Annotated in this window: 11 protein-coding genes and 2 riboswitches; of the genes, 6 read left to right on the forward strand and 5 right to left on the reverse strand. The window is 61.7% G+C overall.

The window, feature by feature from the left end:
* The first annotated feature begins 144 nt into the window (after positions 1-144).
* Together crcB and AFIC_RS05870 are read left to right on the forward strand one after the other, a co-directional pair.
* Positions 145-528 (forward strand): fluoride efflux transporter CrcB, encoded by a 384-nt coding sequence (gene crcB, locus AFIC_RS05865; protein ID WP_275248211.1) that lies wholly within the window; start codon positions 145-147, stop codon positions 526-528.
* A 141-nt stretch (positions 529-669) separates the two neighbouring features.
* Complete coding sequence (locus AFIC_RS05870) at positions 670-1,548, forward strand: IS1595 family transposase (protein WP_275248212.1); 879 nt, start codon at positions 670-672, stop codon at positions 1,546-1,548.
* 29 nt (positions 1,549-1,577) lie between these two features.
* Here AFIC_RS05870 and AFIC_RS05875 read toward each other — a convergent pair whose 3' ends face one another.
* Positions 1,578-2,417, reverse strand: a complete 840-nt coding sequence (locus AFIC_RS05875) for a hypothetical protein (protein WP_275248213.1) — start codon at positions 2,415-2,417, stop codon at positions 1,578-1,580.
* Between the two features lie 241 nt (positions 2,418-2,658).
* Here AFIC_RS05875 and recA point away from each other — a divergent pair, with 241 nt between their 5' ends.
* Positions 2,659-3,741, forward strand: coding sequence for a recombinase RecA (recA, locus tag AFIC_RS05880; protein ID WP_275248214.1), 1,083 nt, complete (start codon positions 2,659-2,661; stop codon positions 3,739-3,741).
* A 351-nt stretch (positions 3,742-4,092) separates the two neighbouring features.
* Here the strand turns inward: recA and gcvP are convergent, their stop codons facing one another.
* The 3 genes from gcvP to gcvT form a co-directional block, all read right to left on the reverse strand.
* Positions 4,093-6,945: an aminomethyl-transferring glycine dehydrogenase gene (gcvP, locus tag AFIC_RS05885; RefSeq protein WP_275248215.1), complete on the reverse strand. Its 2,853-nt coding sequence runs from the start codon at positions 6,943-6,945 to the stop codon at positions 4,093-4,095.
* Positions 6,946-7,012: 67 nt separating this feature from the next.
* Entirely contained in the window at positions 7,013-7,378 is a 366-nt protein-coding gene (gcvH, locus tag AFIC_RS05890; protein ID WP_275248216.1) for a glycine cleavage system protein GcvH, read from the reverse strand.
* 19 nt (positions 7,379-7,397) lie between these two features.
* Positions 7,398-8,549 carry a glycine cleavage system aminomethyltransferase GcvT gene (gene gcvT, locus AFIC_RS05895; RefSeq protein WP_275248217.1) on the reverse strand — a complete coding sequence of 384 codons (1,152 nt, stop codon included), beginning with the start codon at positions 8,547-8,549 and terminating at the stop codon, positions 7,398-7,400.
* A gap of 43 nt (positions 8,550-8,592) precedes the next feature.
* Positions 8,593-8,678: riboswitch (glycine riboswitch) on the reverse strand.
* Between the two features lie 2 nt (positions 8,679-8,680).
* A riboswitch (glycine riboswitch) is annotated at positions 8,681-8,781 on the reverse strand.
* A 199-nt stretch (positions 8,782-8,980) separates the two neighbouring features.
* Here gcvT and alaS point away from each other — a divergent pair.
* Both alaS and AFIC_RS05905 read left to right on the forward strand, forming a co-directional pair.
* Positions 8,981-11,647, forward strand: coding sequence for an alanine--tRNA ligase (gene alaS / locus AFIC_RS05900; RefSeq protein ID WP_275248218.1), 2,667 nt, complete (start codon positions 8,981-8,983; stop codon positions 11,645-11,647).
* Between the two features lie 26 nt (positions 11,648-11,673).
* Entirely contained in the window at positions 11,674-12,588 is a 915-nt protein-coding gene (locus tag AFIC_RS05905) for a DMT family transporter (protein ID WP_275248219.1), read from the forward strand.
* Between the two features lie 75 nt (positions 12,589-12,663).
* Here the strand turns inward: AFIC_RS05905 and AFIC_RS05910 are convergent, their stop codons facing one another.
* Entirely contained in the window at positions 12,664-13,497 is an 834-nt protein-coding gene (locus AFIC_RS05910) for a universal stress protein (protein ID WP_275248220.1), read from the reverse strand.
* Between the two features lie 192 nt (positions 13,498-13,689).
* On the opposite strand from AFIC_RS05910, the gene ybaL reads away from it, so the two are divergent.
* Positions 13,690-15,378 (forward strand): YbaL family putative K(+) efflux transporter, encoded by a 1,689-nt coding sequence (ybaL, locus tag AFIC_RS05915; protein WP_275248221.1) that lies wholly within the window; start codon positions 13,690-13,692, stop codon positions 15,376-15,378.
* Positions 15,379-15,392: the final 14 nt, after the last annotated feature.

Below are 15,392 nucleotides of genomic sequence, written 5' to 3' on the forward strand. Positions count from 1 at the left end.
CATCGCCCTTTGGATCGCAGGCTCGCTCTGGGCCGTGACGATCGCCGCATATCTGCTCGGCGCGGATACGCAGGTGGTCGTTCCATTGCTGGTGTTCGGCACGCTGACCGGCGTGGCCGAATGGATGATGAGAGGACGAGACAAGTGAACTGGATTTTTATTCTGGCGGTGGCGCTCGGCGGCGCGATTGGATCGGTGATGCGCTATCTGGTGGGCATCGGTGCGGGCAGGGCGTTCGGCACGGATTTCCCGTGGGGGACGCTCATCATCAACATCACCGGGTCGTTCGTGATGGGTGTTTTCGCCGGACTGTTCGCCGTGCGATGGAATCTGCCGCAGGCGGCGCGCATTTTTCTCACCGTCGGGATTTGCGGCGGTTACACCACGTTCTCGACCTTCTCGCTAGACACTTTCTATCTGATCGAACGGGGCGAACTCGCCGCCACCGCCGCCTACATGGCGGGCTCGGCGCTGCTGTCGGTTGGCGCGCTGGTCGCCGCGATGCATCTGGTGCGGGGGATGGGGTGAGGTGGCGGCAGATTCTCATTTTGAAGGATCGCCGGTTTTGTCCCATCTTCGTTCCCTAATGCTGAAAACCGGATATATCCCCTCTAGACATGTAAAACGTTCCCTGATAGAACATAAATATTCTTAGGGAGGCGGCCTTTCATGGCTCAGAAGATTTCTAACGTTCGGGCATTCCAGAAGCGGTTTCCCGACGAGGATTCTTGTCTCAATCACCTGATGCGCTCTCGTTTTGGCGAGCGGTTCACCTGCTTCAAGTGCCAGAAAGAGGCGACCTATTATCGCGTGAAGAACCGCCGCGCTTTCGAGTGCGAGCATTGCGGCTATCAGGTCTATCCGACCGCAGGCACCCCGTTTGAGAAGACGCGCACAAGTCTGCGCGACTGGTTCTATGTGATGTTTCTCTTCTGCACGACGCGCAACGGCGTGGCGGCGAAGGAGGTCGAGCGTCAGCTAGGCGTGACCTACAAGACGGCATGGCGCATGTGCCACCTGATCCGCCTCTACATGGGCTATGTGGACGGCGACTATCCGATGGGTGGCCTGGGCAAGACAGTTGAGGCCGACGAGACTTTCATCGGCGGGCGCGACAAGATGGGCAAGGACGACAAAGCTATCGTCATGGGCATGGTTGAGCGCGGTGGTGACGTTGTTACCCGCGTTGTGCAGGCTCGCACTAAGGCTCACATCATCCCACACATTGTGCGTTTTGTGAAAGAAGGCTCGCGCATCCACACGGACGAAGCGTCAAACTTCAAACTGTTGAAAGAGCGTTACGGCTACGATCACGAAATGGTCGATCATTCAGCCAAGGAATACGTTCGCGGTGATGTTCACACCAACTCAATCGAGTCGTTCTGGTCGCAAGTTAAGAGGGGTATTTCGGGGACTTACGTTTGGGTTTCGAAGAAGCACTTGCAGCTTTACCTGCGCGAGTTCGAGTATCGCCATAACTTGCGCCGTCAGCCTGCTTTGATGTTTGAGCTTCTTTTGCAGGCTTTTCCGAAGGTACGGGTTGAGTAGCCATCATTTGTAGAAGTTTATCGAATCTCTCATTTGTTTTCGACATGCTCAAGGGCCTTTCTCTTTTCATCTATCCTGTAATTGCACTGAGAAATCCATGAACGAAACAAGCCAATTTGCTCGGAAAGAGGTTCCTGCGATTGGAAAAACAATTGCGAGGCGCTTACTCTCGTTCCTAAATCATCACTCATGATGAGATTCTTGAAGGCACGGAGGCTCTGCTCGGATTGTATCAAAGCTGAATCAAGAGCATCTAATCTCTCAGGCCCGACAAGAATATCATCCAAATCATTTTGTTGATCGGGATACTGCGATCTCAATTTATTCCAAATGGCTTCTTTAATTCGAGCCAATATTTTGCGCATATCTGAGAAGCTGTTGTCGATGCGGGCGTAAATTTCCCATCGCGGATCAGCATAGGAGGGCCTGTTCACTAGCTGAACTATTTGCGCCTTCTCATCTAACTCGTTCCAGCCAGCGTTTAGCGTATGAGACAAGTCTGTGAGATTGTCATCAAACGCGGTCTTTCTCTTTCCTGAATAGTTTCGCCGTAACGTGGTCCACGGATCAACAGCTGCAGGTATTGGATTTTGACCCGCGACAGTGGCGGCTTGGGGCGCTGATCTCAGGCCCATCCCATAGAATAGAACACCTGTGGCTCCGATGATGACGAGCAGCGCCAGCGCCATCACGTACAAAGAATCCATGCCCCGTTTTCCCGCCAAAACACGCTTCTTGTGCCATGCTATGACGGCATAGGCGATGATGCCTATGGTTAGTAGGTAGCCCATCATCCCGCTCGGACTAGAAAGGTCGGTTGCCACGCCCGCAGCCAAATTGAGCAAGAAGTCCCTTGCGAGCACCAACATGCAAATTTCTCCGGCGGCCCTAAGCCAAAGCCATAGATAGTAGGGCAGGTAAGCTTCATATCACGATTCCTTGTTACATGTTTAAGGGGGATATATATCTCCGGTTTCCAAAAGAACATATTGCGAACAAGGAACAAATAGGGTACATTTCCCCATCGGACGTTTTCAGCGATTCCGGTCCGCCGCTTCAGGGAAGCCCGTTTGTCCGGCCGGCGAATCCCGTACATAAGGAGTGACCCCTATGGCCCCAGCCGCCCTGCGTATCGTTGAAGGAACGTCGATGGACAAGACCAAGGCCCTGACGGCCGCGCTGTCGCAGATCGAGCGCCAGTTCGGCAAAGGCTCGGTGATGCGGCTCGGCAAGGCCGACCGTTCCATGGACATCGAGGTGATCTCCTCGGGCTCGCTCGGGCTCGACATCGCGCTCGGCGTCGGCGGCCTGCCGAAGGGACGCATCGTCGAGATTTACGGCCCGGAATCCTCCGGCAAGACCACGCTGGCGCTGCATACGGTGGCCGAGGCCCAGAAAAAGGGCGGCACCTGCGCCTTCATCGACGCCGAACACGCGCTCGACCCGGTCTATGCCCGCAAGCTCGGCGTCAATGTCGATGAATTGCTGATTTCCCAACCCGACCATGGCGAGCAGGCGCTCGAGATCGCCGATACGCTGGTGCGCTCCGGCGCGGTGGACGTGCTGATTATCGACTCGGTCGCAGCATTGGTGCCGCGCGCCGAACTCGAGGGCGAGATGGGCGACGCGCTGCCCGGTTTGCAGGCGCGGCTGATGAGCCAGGCGCTGCGCAAGCTGACGGCGTCCATCAACAAGTCGAACACCATGGTGATCTTCATCAACCAGATCCGCATGAAGATCGGTGTGATGTACGGCTCGCCGGAAACCACCACCGGCGGCAACGCCCTGAAATTCTACGCCTCCGTCCGTCTCGACATCCGCCGTATCGGCGCGATCAAGGAGCGCGACGAGGTGATCGGCAATTCCACCCGCGTCAAGGTGGTGAAGAACAAGCTCGCGCCACCCTTCAAGCAGGTCGAGTTCGACATCATGTATGGCGAAGGCGTCTCCAAGATGGGCGAAATCCTCGATCTCGGCGTCAAGGCCGGCATCGTCGAGAAGTCCGGCGCCTGGTTCTCCTATGACAGCCAGCGCCTCGGGCAGGGCCGCGAGAACTCCAAGGCGTTCCTGCGCGAAAACCCGGACATGACCGCGAAGATCGAGGCCGCCATCCGGCAGAATTCGGGTCTGATCGCCGAGCAGATTCTCGCGGGCAAGCCGGAGAGTGATGAGGGCGAGGACGCGGAGGACTGATCGTTCTCATGCTTTCGGACGCGTGTGACGCGTGCCTCGCATGAATAATTTATTCCGGGACCTGAGAGCTTCTTGGGTTCGAGGCGATGCGGGCGAGACGGGAATCCTTGCCCGGAACCATCGCCCTTCGGAAGGCAAGGCGGGCGCTGCGGATGTTGAGTTGCCGACATCCTCAGGGCCCGTTTTGTTGTGGACGGAAAGAACGCCCTTAACGTCGTTCCCGCGCAAGCGGGAATCCGGAAAGCTCTACCCTCATATTCAGAAAGAGGCCGAGCCCCCGCCGGAGCCTGTCATCGGGCCGGCGTAGCCGGACCCGTCGGCGGGGCGGCGTTGGTGGGTGTTCGGCGGCAACTACTCCGCCGCCTGCGCGTAAGTGCTGACCGGCGGGCAGGAGCACACGAGGTTGCGGTCGCCGTAGACATTGTCGACGCGGCCGACCGGCGACCAGTACTTGTCCTGCCGTGGGCTGCCCTCGGGGAAGCAGCCCTGCGCGCGCGAGTAGGGCCGTTGCCAGTTGTCGTCGGCGATATCGTGCACGGTGTGCGGCGCGTAACGCAGCGGCGAGGCATCGATCGGAAACTTGCCGTCTTCCACCTCGGCGATCTCGCGGCGGATCGCGATCATCGCGTCGCAGAAGCGATCCAGCTCCGCCCTCGATTCGGATTCGGTCGGTTCGATCATCAGCGTGCCCGGCACCGGGAAGCTCATGGTCGGGGCATGGAAGCCGTAATCGATCAACCGTTTGGCGATGTCGTCCACGGTGACGCCGCAAGCCGTCTTCAGCGGGCGCGGATCGATGATGCACTCGTGCGCGACGCGATTGTTGTGGTTGCGATACAGCACCGGGAAATGCGTATCCAGCCGCCTGGCGATGTAGTTGGCGTTGAGGATCGCCATTTCCGTGGCGCGCCGCAGGCTGTCCGAACCCATCATCAGGATGTAGAGATAGGAAATGGTGAGGATCGAGGCCGAGCCGTAGGGCGCGGCGCTGACCGCGCCCGCCTGAAGGTCCACGGATGGCAGGAACGGCGTAAGATGCTTCTTCACGCCGATCGGTCCCATGCCGGGACCACCGCCGCCATGCGGAATGCAGAAGGTCTTGTGCAGGTTGAGGTGGCTGACGTCGGCGCCGTAATCGCCGGGGCGGGCGAGGCCAACCTGCGCGTTGAGGTTCGCGCCGTCGAGGTAGACCTGGCCGCCATGGGCGTGGACGATGTCGCAGATCTCGCGGATCGCCTCCTCGAACACGCCGTGGGTGGAGGGGTAGGTAATCATGATCGCGGCGAGCGTGTCGGCATGCGCCTCGGCCTTCTTGCGCAGATCGGCGACATCGACATTGCCGTGCGCGTCGCAGGCCACCACCACCACCTTCATGCCAGCCATGCTGGCAGATGCGGGGTTGGTACCGTGCGCGGAGGCGGGGATCAGGCAGACGTCGCGTTTCGCTTCGCCGCGCGCGGTGTGATAGGCGCGGATCGCGAGCAGTCCCGCATATTCGCCCTGCGCGCCGGAATTCGGTTGCAGCGATACAGCGTCGTAGCCGGTGATTTCCGCGAGCCATTGCTCAAGCCGTGCGAACAGCGCGTGATAACCCGCCGCCTGCTCGCGCGGCGCGAACGGGTGGATGTTGCCGAACTCGGGCCACGTCAGCGGGATCATCTCGGTGGTGGCGTTCAGCTTCATGGTGCAGGAGCCGAGCGGGATCATCGCGCGGTCGAGCGCGAGATCGCGGTCGGAGAGTTTGCGCATATAGCGCAGCAGTTCAGTCTCCGAGCGATAGGCATGGAACACCGGATGGGTGAGAAACGTGCCGGTGCGCAAGAGCGCGGAGGGAAGCGCGTCATGCGTCTCGCGCTCTACCTGTGCGTAGTCGAGCGCGCCGCCGAACGCGCGCCACACCGCCTCGACGATCGCGGGCGTGGTGGTCTCGTCCAGCGCGATGCCGATCGTGTCCTTGCCGATCCGGGGATTGATGCGTTCGGTTTGCGCGCGGGACAGAATGTCGGCTCGTTGGGCGCCTTCCGCTTTCACCGTCACGGTATCGAAGAAGCCGCCGTTCGTCGGCGCAAACCCAAGCCGGCGCAGCCCGGCCGCGAGCGTCGCCGCGCGGCGGTGCACGGTCCGTGCGATATGAGTCAGACCTTCGGGGCCGTGATAGACCGCATACATCGAGGAGATGATGGCGAGCAGCACTTGCGCGGTGCAGATGTTGGAGGTCGCCTTCTCTCGGCGGATGTGCTGTTCGCGCGTTTGCAGCGCGAGGCGATAGGCGGGCTGTCCGCGCGAATCCACCGACAGCCCGACAAGGCGGCCGGGCAGCGCGCGTTTGAGTGCATCCTTCGCCGCCATGTAGGCGGCATGCGGTCCGCCATAGCCCATCGGCACACCGAAGCGTTGCGTTGAGCCGATTGCGATATCGGCGCCGAGTTCGCCGGGCGAGGCGAGCAGCGTCAGCGCCAGAATGTCGGCGGCGACGATGGCGATGCCGCCCTTGGCGTGAAGTGCCGCGATGGCGGGACGGAAATCATGGATCGCGCCGTCCGTGCCGGGATACTGCAACAGCGCGCCGAACACGTCCGCGCTATCGAGGTCATGTGCGGGATCGCCGACGATCAGCGACCAGCCCAGCGGTTCAGCGCGCGTGCGCAGCACCGCGAGCGTCTGCGGATGTACATTGCGGTCGATGAAGAACGCGCGGCTCTTTGTGGTGCTCGAGCGTTCGGCCAGCGCCATCGCCTCGGCGGCGGCGGTCGCTTCGTCGAGCAACGAGGCGTTGGCGACATCGAGCCCGGTGAGGTCACAGATCATGGTCTGGAAGTTGAACAGCGCCTCGAGCCGTCCCTGGCTGATTTCCGGCTGGTAGGGCGTGTAGGCCGTGTACCAGGCCGGATTTTCGAGAATATTGCGCAGGATCACCGTGGGGAGCTGCGTGCCGGAATAGCCCTGTCCGATCAGCGAAGTGAAAACCTCGTTCCGCGCGGCGAGGTCGCGCATATGCGCAAGCGCGTCGGCTTCGCTCAGGGCAGGCGGAAGATCGAGCGGACGGTTGAGCCGGATATTGGCTGGCAGCGTTTCGCCCATCAGTGCGTCGAGACTCGATGCGCCAATCGTCTCCAGCATTGCCTCGATGTCACGCGGCGAAGGACCGATGTGGCGCCGGGCGAAGGTGGCGGCGGGCTCGTTGGATGGGCGATGCATCGTCATGGGATATCCTCGAAGGAAATCTGTCTGGTTTCGTCATGCAGAGCGTGTCCCGGCATGACGAAAAGGGTCACTCCGTCTGCGCCTTGTAGGCCGCTTCATCCATCAGCCCGTCCAGTTCGCTTTTGTCGGAGAGTTTGAGCTTGAAGAACCACGCCTTGCCCTGCGGGTCGGAATTGACGAGCGAGGGATCGGCGGCGAGCGCGTCGTTGGACTCGATGACTTCGCCGGACACCGGCGCGTAGACATCCGATGCGGCCTTCACGCTCTCGACGGTCGCGGCGGTTTCGGCCTTCTTCAGGCTGCGGCCCGCCTTGGGCAGTTCAACGAACACCACGTCGCCGAGCTGGTTCTGCGCGAAGTCGGTGATGCCGATGGTTGCGGTATCGCCGTCGATCTGGAGCCATTCGTGATCGGAGGTAAAAAGCGTGGTCATGGATTTCCTCTGGATTTTCTCATCGTTGATAGGTGGGAGCGACGAAAGGCAATTTGGCGGTTTGCATGGGCAGGCGATTCCCGCGCAGGTCGGTGAACAGGCCGGTGCCGGGCGTGGCGAGCGGGGTCGGCACGTAGCCCATCGCGACGGGGCCGTTGACGCTCGGGCCGAAACCGCCGGAGGTGATTTTTCCAATCTTGTTGGCGGAGGCGGCGTCGGCGAACAAAGGCGCGCCTTCGCGCACCGGGGCACGGCCTTCCGCCTTCAGGCCGACACGGCGGCGCGGCACGCCTTCCTCGAATTGCCGCAGGATCGTGTTAGCGCCGGGAAATCCGCCCTCGCGCGCGCCGCCCTTGCGACGGGCTTTCTGGATCGACCATTCAAGTGCCGCTTCAATCGGCGTCGTGGTGGTGTCGATGTCGTGACCGTAAAGACAGAGGCCAGCTTCGAGCCGCAGGCTGTCGCGCGCGCCAAGACCCACAGGAAGCACCGCTGCGTCCGCGAGCAATGCCGTCACCAGCCGTTCGACGTCCGTAGCGGGGACTGAAATTTCGAAACCGTCCTCGCCGGTGTAGCCCGAGCGCGAGACGAAGCAGGGGATGCCCATCAGGGTACGCGGGCCGCTGTCCATGAAGCGCATCGCGGCGATACCGGCATCGAGCTTCGCCAGCACCTCGACGGCCTTCGGGCCTTGCAGCGCGATCAGCGCGCGGTCGGGTAGGGGGATCACCTCGCAATCGCGGGCGAGGTGGGCGCGCAGATGCGCCTCGTCGGCTTCCTTGCAGGCGGCGTTCACCACCAGAAACAGCTCGTCGCCGAAATTCGCCACCATCAGGTCATCGAGAATTCCGCCCTCGTCATTGGTGAACAGCGCATAGCGCTGGCGGCCCGGTGCGATGCCAAGAATGTCTTGCGGAACGAGACGCTCCAGCGCCGCCGCCGCATCCTCGACCCGGCCCGATTTCGGCCGGAGCCTGATCTGGCCCATGTGCGAGACGTCGAACAGGCCGGCGGAAGTACGGGTGTGGAGGTGTTCTTTCAACACACCGGCAGCGTACTGCACCGGCATTTCGTAACCGGCGAAGGGCACCATTTTGCCGCCGCGAGACACATGCAGCGCGTGCAGGGGTACGTTTTTCAGCTCGGAAGAGGTGTTGGGTTGCGCCAGCATGGGTTGCTCCTGTGGGGTTGCCGGAATGTCCCGAAACCCTGCCGAAGCCCCACCTGTCGCTGTGCCTGAGAGTATTATCCCGTCGGCGGATACCGCGCCGTTTCCGGCCGTATCTCTTTCCAGATGTATCGTCCCTCACACGGTCCTTTTGCCTGAGAGTTTCCGGGGCGGTTGCTCCTTCGGCGCCGGCCGCTTTCATTTCAAAGCGGCCAGTCTCTCCCGGTGTGCGGGTCGTTATGTTGCGGAGCAAAACACGGGATTCTGGGGCTGTCAACGAGGTGGCATGCCCTCATACATCCGTTAAATGACAATTGGTTGGGCTTGGCCCGTTTTGTGGACAAGGGCGGCGTCTCCCGTCTAAAAGCGGCGTGGAAAATCTGCATTTTGCCCGGCATGGTCCGGCACGGATTCGCAAGGTCGATTGGACGATTATGAGCGGCGTTAACGAGATCAGGGCTGGGTTTCTCAATTTCTTCGCGAAAAACGGGCACGAGATCGTCCCGTCCTCGCCGCTGGTTCCGCGTAATGACCCGACCTTGATGTTCACCAATGCGGGCATGGTGCAGTTCAAGAACGTGTTCACGGGTCTTGAGAAGCGCCCCTACCAGCGCGCCACCACCTCGCAGAAGTGCGTCCGCGCCGGCGGCAAGCACAACGACCTCGACAATGTCGGCTACACCGCCCGCCACCACACCTTTTTCGAGATGCTGGGCAACTTCTCGTTCGGCAACTACTTCAAGGACCGCGCGATCGAACTGGCGTGGACGCTGATCACCAAGGATTTCGCGCTTCCCAAGGATCGCCTGCTGGTGACGGTCTATGCCGAGGACGACGAGGCGTTCGGCCTGTGGAAGAAGATCGCTGGGTTGCCGGAATCGCGGATCGTCCGCATCGGCACCTCGGACAATTTCTGGCAGATGGGCGACACCGGCCCCTGCGGGCCGTGCTCGGAAATCTTCTTCGATCACGGCGACAAGGTGCCGGGCGGCCCCCCCGGATCGCCGGATGAAGATGGCGACCGCTTCATCGAGATCTGGAATCTCGTCTTCATGCAGTTCGATCAGATCGCGCCGGGCAACCGCAACCCGCTGCCGCATCCGTCGATCGATACCGGCATGGGGCTGGAGCGCATCGCTGCCGTGCTGCAAGGCAAGCACGACAATTACGACATCGACCTGTTCGTGGCGCTGATCCGCGCCATCTCCGATCTGACCGGCGCCGATCCGCATGGTGTGCAGAAGGCGTCGCTGCGCGTGATCGCCGATCACCTGCGCGCCTCGTCGTTCCTGATCGCGGATGGTGTGCTGCCCTCGAACGAGGGGCGCGGTTACGTGCTGCGCCGGATCATGCGCCGCGCGATGCGTCATGCGCAGTTGCTCGGCGCCAAGGACCCGCTGATGCATCGCCTCGTCTGGGCGCTGGTGCGCGAGATGGGGCAGGCCTATCCCGAACTCGTGCGTGCCGAAGCGCTGATCGAGGAAACGCTGAAACTCGAGGAGACGCGCTTCCGCAAGACGCTGGATCGCGGCCTTGCCATTCTCGATGAAAAGAGCGCGTCGCTGCACAAGGGCGATATGTTCGATGGCGAGACGGCGTTCACGCTGTACGATACGTACGGATTCCCGCTGGACCTCACGCAGGACGCGCTGCGCAATCGCGGCATCGGCGTCGATCTCGCATCCTTCACCGACGCGATGGAGCGCCAGAAGGCCAAGGCGCGCGCGTCTTGGGCAGGCTCGGGCGACACCGCGGCGGAGAAGATCTGGTTTCCGCTGCGCGAGGAGCTCGGCGCGACTGAATTCCTCGGCTACGACACCGAGATCGCCGAGGGCGTCGCGACGGCGCTGGTGAAGGATGGCACGAGCGTCGACAGCCTGAAGGCGGGCGATAGCGCTTCCGTGGTGCTGAACCAGACGCCGTTCTATGGCGAATCTGGCGGTCAGGTCGGCGATACCGGCGTTCTGACAGGCGATGGCGGCGTGCGTTTCCGCGTTACTGACACGCAGAAGAAGGCGGGCGATCTGTTCGTTCATGTCGGTCAGCTTGAGCAGGGCACCTTGAAAAAAGGCGCAGCGCTGCAACTCGAAGTCGATCACGCGCGTCGCGGTGCAATCCGCGCCAACCATTCGGCGACGCATCTTCTGCACGAGGCGTTACGTCAGGTGCTCGGCGACCATATCGCCCAGCGTGGCTCGCTGGTCTCGCCCGAACGGCTGCGCTTCGACTTCGCGCACACCAAGCCGATCACGCCGGACGAATTGACCCGCATCGAGGACATCGCCAACGACATCGTGCTGGAAAACGGTGAAGTGACGACGCGGCTGATGGGCATCGAGGATGCCCGCTCGTCCGGCGCGCGTGCGCTGTTCGGTGAGAAGTATGGCGACGAGGTGCGCGTCGTGTCGATGGGACAGGGCTCGGGCAATGCGCTCGGCTGGTCGGTCGAATTGTGCGGTGGCACCCATGTGAAGCGCACCGGCGATATCGGCCTTGTGTCGATCACCGGCGAGAGCGCGGTGGCCTCCGGCGTGCGCCGCATCGAGGCGCTGACCGGGCGCGCCGCGCGGCAGGCCGCCAACCACAGCATCCAGACCGCGAAGACGGCGGCGGCGGAATTGAAGACCACGCTCGAAGACATGCCTGCGCGTGTCGCCGCCCTCGTCGAGGAGCGCAAGAAGCTCGAACGCGATCTGTCCGATGCCCGCAAGAAGCTCGCGATGGGCGGCGGCGGAGCCGCTAGCGGGTCGGCGGCGGCTTCGGACGTGCGCAGCGTCGGTGATGTCAAACTGCTTGCCCGCGCGGTGCAGGGTGTCGAGGTCAAGGATCTCAAGAGCCTCGCCGATCAGGGCAAGAAGCAGATCGGCTCCGGTGTCGTCGCGCTGGTGGCGACCAGTGAGGATGGCAAGGCCAGCGTCGTCGTCGGTGTGACGCCAGATCTGACCTCGCGCTTCAGCGCCGTCGATCTCGTGCGCAAGGCCAGCGAAGTGCTGGGCGGCAAGGGCGGCGGCGGCAAGCCGGACATGGCGCAGGCGGGAGGCCCGGATGGATCGAAAGCGGATGCGGCACTGAAGGCTATCGAGGCCGCGATCGGCGCCTGACACTTCAGGCGTATTCGGAACCATCAATGCACAAAGAGGCATCCACCCAGCAGGCCCGATTGGGCGGACTTCTTTTTCTCGCATGCACGGCGGTCGGCTGGGGGCTGAACTGGCCGGCCATGAAAATCATTTTGCGCGATTGGCCGCCTTTATTTGCGCGCGGCCTTTCCGGCATCGTCGCGACAATCATCCTGTTTGCGATTGCGGCGGCGAGCCATGAGCGCTCCGCGGTGCCGCGAAAGGCGTGGGGACCGCTGCTCCTTGCTTCATTCACCAATGTCTTTGCCTGGATGGGTTTTACCACCATCTCGATGACGACGCTGTCGATCAGCGAGGCTGCGCTGCTCGTTTATACAATGCCGATCTGGGCCACGCTTCTTGCGTGGCCTGTTCTCGGCGCGCGCCCGAAACCGCGCGACGTGGCAGGGCTGATTTTGGGATTCGTTGGACTCTTCATTCTCTTTTCGGACCATCCGCTTGGGCTTGCATCCGATAAGATCGTCGGCATCGTTCTGGCGCTCGGCGCCGCCATTCTGTTTGCGCTCGGCAGTCTTCTGAATGCCCGGTTCGTGCCGATCGCGCCGATTTCATTTGTGGCATGGCAGGTGGGATTAGGGTCGCTCCCGATGGTTGCGCTGGGCCTCGCCTTCGAACATCCGGACATGGGAGCGCTTAAAATCGACAGTGGTCTCATGCTGGCCTACATGACGCTTGTGCCGATGGGGACCTGTTATCTGACGTGGTTCGCGACCATTCGCCGTCTTCCCGCGACGACGGCGGCGGTGGGGATGCTGTCCGTGCCTGTGATCGGCATTCTCGCGGGGGCGCTGTTTCTGGGTGACGGCATCGGCTGGCGCGAAATATGCGCGATTGTCCTGACGCTGGCCGGGGTCACGCTGGCGCTTTCAAAGCCGAAGCCGGTGATCGAGCAAGGCGTCTGAAGGTTGATGCGCGTTGAAGGCGATCAGGAGTGCGATGGGCGCTTGGCGCGCCCTCGCTTTGGCGGGCCATTTTCCTCAGTGTGACATGAACACGGGCACCGTCATCGAAGTGAGAATGCTGCGCGTCGCGCCGCCGAGGATGAATTCCCGCAGTCGGGAATGTCCGTAACCTCCCATGACAATCAGATCGCTTCCGTATTCGCCGACGTAGGACAGGATCGTATTGGCGACGCTGATATCGGGGGCGTGCTGCATCTTCAGCCGGGTGTTGAGCCCATGACGGGTGAGATGCTTCACGATGCCTTCGCCGCTCGCCTGATGACGGGAATCTTCCGTCTTTTCGTTGGCGATGATCAGGATGTCGATATTTTTGGCCCGGGTGAGAAGCGGCAGGGCGTCGTTGACCGCGCGCGCGGCGGTCGAACTGCCGTCCCAGCAACATACCACATGGTCGAGTTTCAAGCCCTCTTTCTGAATGTAAGGCACGATCAGGACGGGCCGGCCGGAATCGAACAATGCGGTCTCGATGACAATCTCGTTGTCGTCGTCGGCGTGTTCCGTCTGCTGAACGACGCTGAGATCGGAACGGCGCGCTTTCACCGCGAATACCTGTGCCGATTCGGGCAGGCGGTGGGTGATGATTTCGTGTTCGTAGGAAATGCCATGGCTTTTCGCGATTTCCTCGAATCGCGCGATGGCTGCGCGTGACTCGCGCTCCTTCTCCGCGCGGATGTTCGAGAGCATCGATTCCGGCATCGACGGGATTGGATATTGCGAAAAGCTGATCGGATCGCAGGAGGCCATCGCGGTGACATGCGCGCTAAAAGCCTTGGCTATCGAGAGTGCATAATTGAGTGAGCGGTCGCGGCTCTGGTTGGTTTCGAGCTTGAGGGTGATATCCTTGATCATGATTACCTCCAATCGGCTGGTAAAATGATGAGAGATCATCGCGCGGTGGGATCATAACGCGTTGAGGCATATCAACGGTATGTCTGGTAAGCTCAGTTGACTTGTTGTTGCATGCTTCTCCGGCCGAGGCTGCGGCGATGAGTAGCCGGACAACGCTCTGGTTTCTCATTCGGGAATGCCGCAAAATGCCGCATGAATCATAACACTCCCCTGATCTCCACGATCGTCGTCGGCCTCGTGCTGGCTTTTGTGTTCGGTGCGCTGGTCCAGCGCGCCCGGATATCGCCGCTTGTGGGCTATCTGCTTGCGGGCGTGGTGATGGGGCCGTTCACGCCCGGTTATGTCGCGGACCAGAACATTGCCAACGAGCTCGCCGAAATCGGCATCATTCTCCTGATGTTCGGCGTCGGGTTGCATTTCTCCCTGAAGGATTTGTGGTCGGTGCGGGCCATCGCGTTGCCCGGTGCGGTGGCGCAAATTACCGCCGCCACCGTCATGGGCTGGGGTCTCGGCTGGCTTCTCGGCTGGAGCAGCGACAAGGGCATCATGTTCGGCATCGCGCTATCGACGGCTTCGACCGTCGTGTTGCTGCGCGCGATGCAGGAGCGGCGGCTGATCGATACCGAGCGTGGCCGCATCGCGGTGGGCTGGCTGATCGTCGAGGATATCGCCTGTGTTCTGACGCTGGTGATGTTGCCGCCGCTGGCTGGATTCATGAAGGGCCATGCGGGGGGCGATATGGACATCGTCTCGCTGATCTGGCCGCTTGCGCTGACGCTCGGCAAAGTCGGGGCCTTCGTGGTGCTGATGCTGGTGGTTGGCCGCCGCCTCATTCCTGCCCTTCTGCATTACGTCGCGCATACGGGTTCGCGCGAATTGTTTCGTCTCGCGGTGTTCGCGATTTCGCTAGGCGTCGCCTTCGGTGCGGCGATCCTGTTCGATGTGTCGTTCGCGCTGGGGGCTTTCTTCGCCGGCATGATCCTGAGCGAATCCGAACTCAGTCAGCGCGCCGCCAGCGAGACGCTGCCGCTGCGCGATGCGTTCGCGGTGCTGTTCTTCGTCTCCGTCGGCATGCTGTTCGATCCCTCGATCATCGTAAAGGAGCCGCTGCCGCTTCTGGCGACGCTGTTCATCATCCTGTTCGGCAAATCGCTCGCGGCTTACGGAATCGTGCGTGTGTTCGGCTATTCCAGATCGACGGCGCTGACGATCTCGGCAAGTCTCGCCCAGATCGGTGAATTCTCGTTCATTCTTGTCGGTCTCGGCGTCAGCCTGTCGCTGATGACCGAGCGCGGGCGCGATCTCGTGCTTGCCGGTTCGATCATCAGCATCATGCTCAACCCGTTGTGGTTCGCGGTGCTCGATCGCATTCTGGCGGAGAAAAAGGATACGCCGCCATTGCCGCCCGACGAGAAACCCGCAGCACCGCGCGTCGAACTGCCGGTTACCAGGCTCTCGAACCATGTCGTTCTGGTGGGTTACGGCCGTGTCGGGAGCGTCGTCGGCAAGGCGTTGCGTGCGGCGAATACGCCCTTCCTGGTGATCGAGGACAATCCCGGCGCGATCGAGCGATTGCGGCAGGAGGGCGTCGAGGTCATCAGCGGCAACGCCGCCGCGCCGGGCATGCTACAGGCGGCCAATCTCGATGTCGCGCACGGCCTGCTTGTCGCCATCCCGGATGCGTTCGAGGGAGGCCAGATCGTCGCCAAGGCGCGAGCGATCAGTGCGACGCTGCCGATCATCGCGCGGGCGCATTCGGAGGAGGAGATCGCGCATCTCAAGCACCACGGCGCGAATTCGGTCATCATGGGCGAGCACGAGATCGCCAAGGCGATGATCGCGCAGATCGGCGTGGCGGAGGCGCCATCGCTGGCGTCCTGAGCAGCTTCTGTTCG

This window comes from [Pseudomonas] carboxydohydrogena, from assembly GCF_029030725.1.
Lineage (GTDB): Bacteria > Pseudomonadota > Alphaproteobacteria > Rhizobiales > Xanthobacteraceae > Afipia > Afipia carboxydohydrogena.

Excerpts from the sequence above, each read along its gene's own strand:
- AFIC_RS05870 (WP_275248212.1), top strand. The coding sequence starts at position 670 with ATGGCTCAGAAGATTTCTAACGTTCGGGCATTCCAGAAGCGGTTTCCC.
- AFIC_RS05875 (WP_275248213.1), bottom strand. The coding sequence starts at position 2,417 with ATGTTGGTGCTCGCAAGGGACTTCTTGCTCAATTTGGCTGCGGGCGTG.
- recA (WP_275248214.1), top strand. The coding sequence starts at position 2,659 with ATGGCCCCAGCCGCCCTGCGTATCGTTGAAGGAACGTCGATGGACAAG.
- gcvP (WP_275248215.1), bottom strand. The coding sequence starts at position 6,945 with ATGACGATGCATCGCCCATCCAACGAGCCCGCCGCCACCTTCGCCCGG.
- gcvH (WP_275248216.1), bottom strand. The coding sequence starts at position 7,378 with ATGACCACGCTTTTTACCTCCGATCACGAATGGCTCCAGATCGACGGC.
- gcvT (WP_275248217.1), bottom strand. The coding sequence starts at position 8,549 with ATGCTGGCGCAACCCAACACCTCTTCCGAGCTGAAAAACGTACCCCTG.
- alaS (WP_275248218.1), top strand. The coding sequence starts at position 8,981 with ATGAGCGGCGTTAACGAGATCAGGGCTGGGTTTCTCAATTTCTTCGCG.
- AFIC_RS05905 (WP_275248219.1), top strand. The coding sequence starts at position 11,674 with ATGCACAAAGAGGCATCCACCCAGCAGGCCCGATTGGGCGGACTTCTT.
- AFIC_RS05910 (WP_275248220.1), bottom strand. The coding sequence starts at position 13,497 with ATGATCAAGGATATCACCCTCAAGCTCGAAACCAACCAGAGCCGCGAC.
- ybaL (WP_275248221.1), top strand. The coding sequence starts at position 13,690 with ATGAATCATAACACTCCCCTGATCTCCACGATCGTCGTCGGCCTCGTG.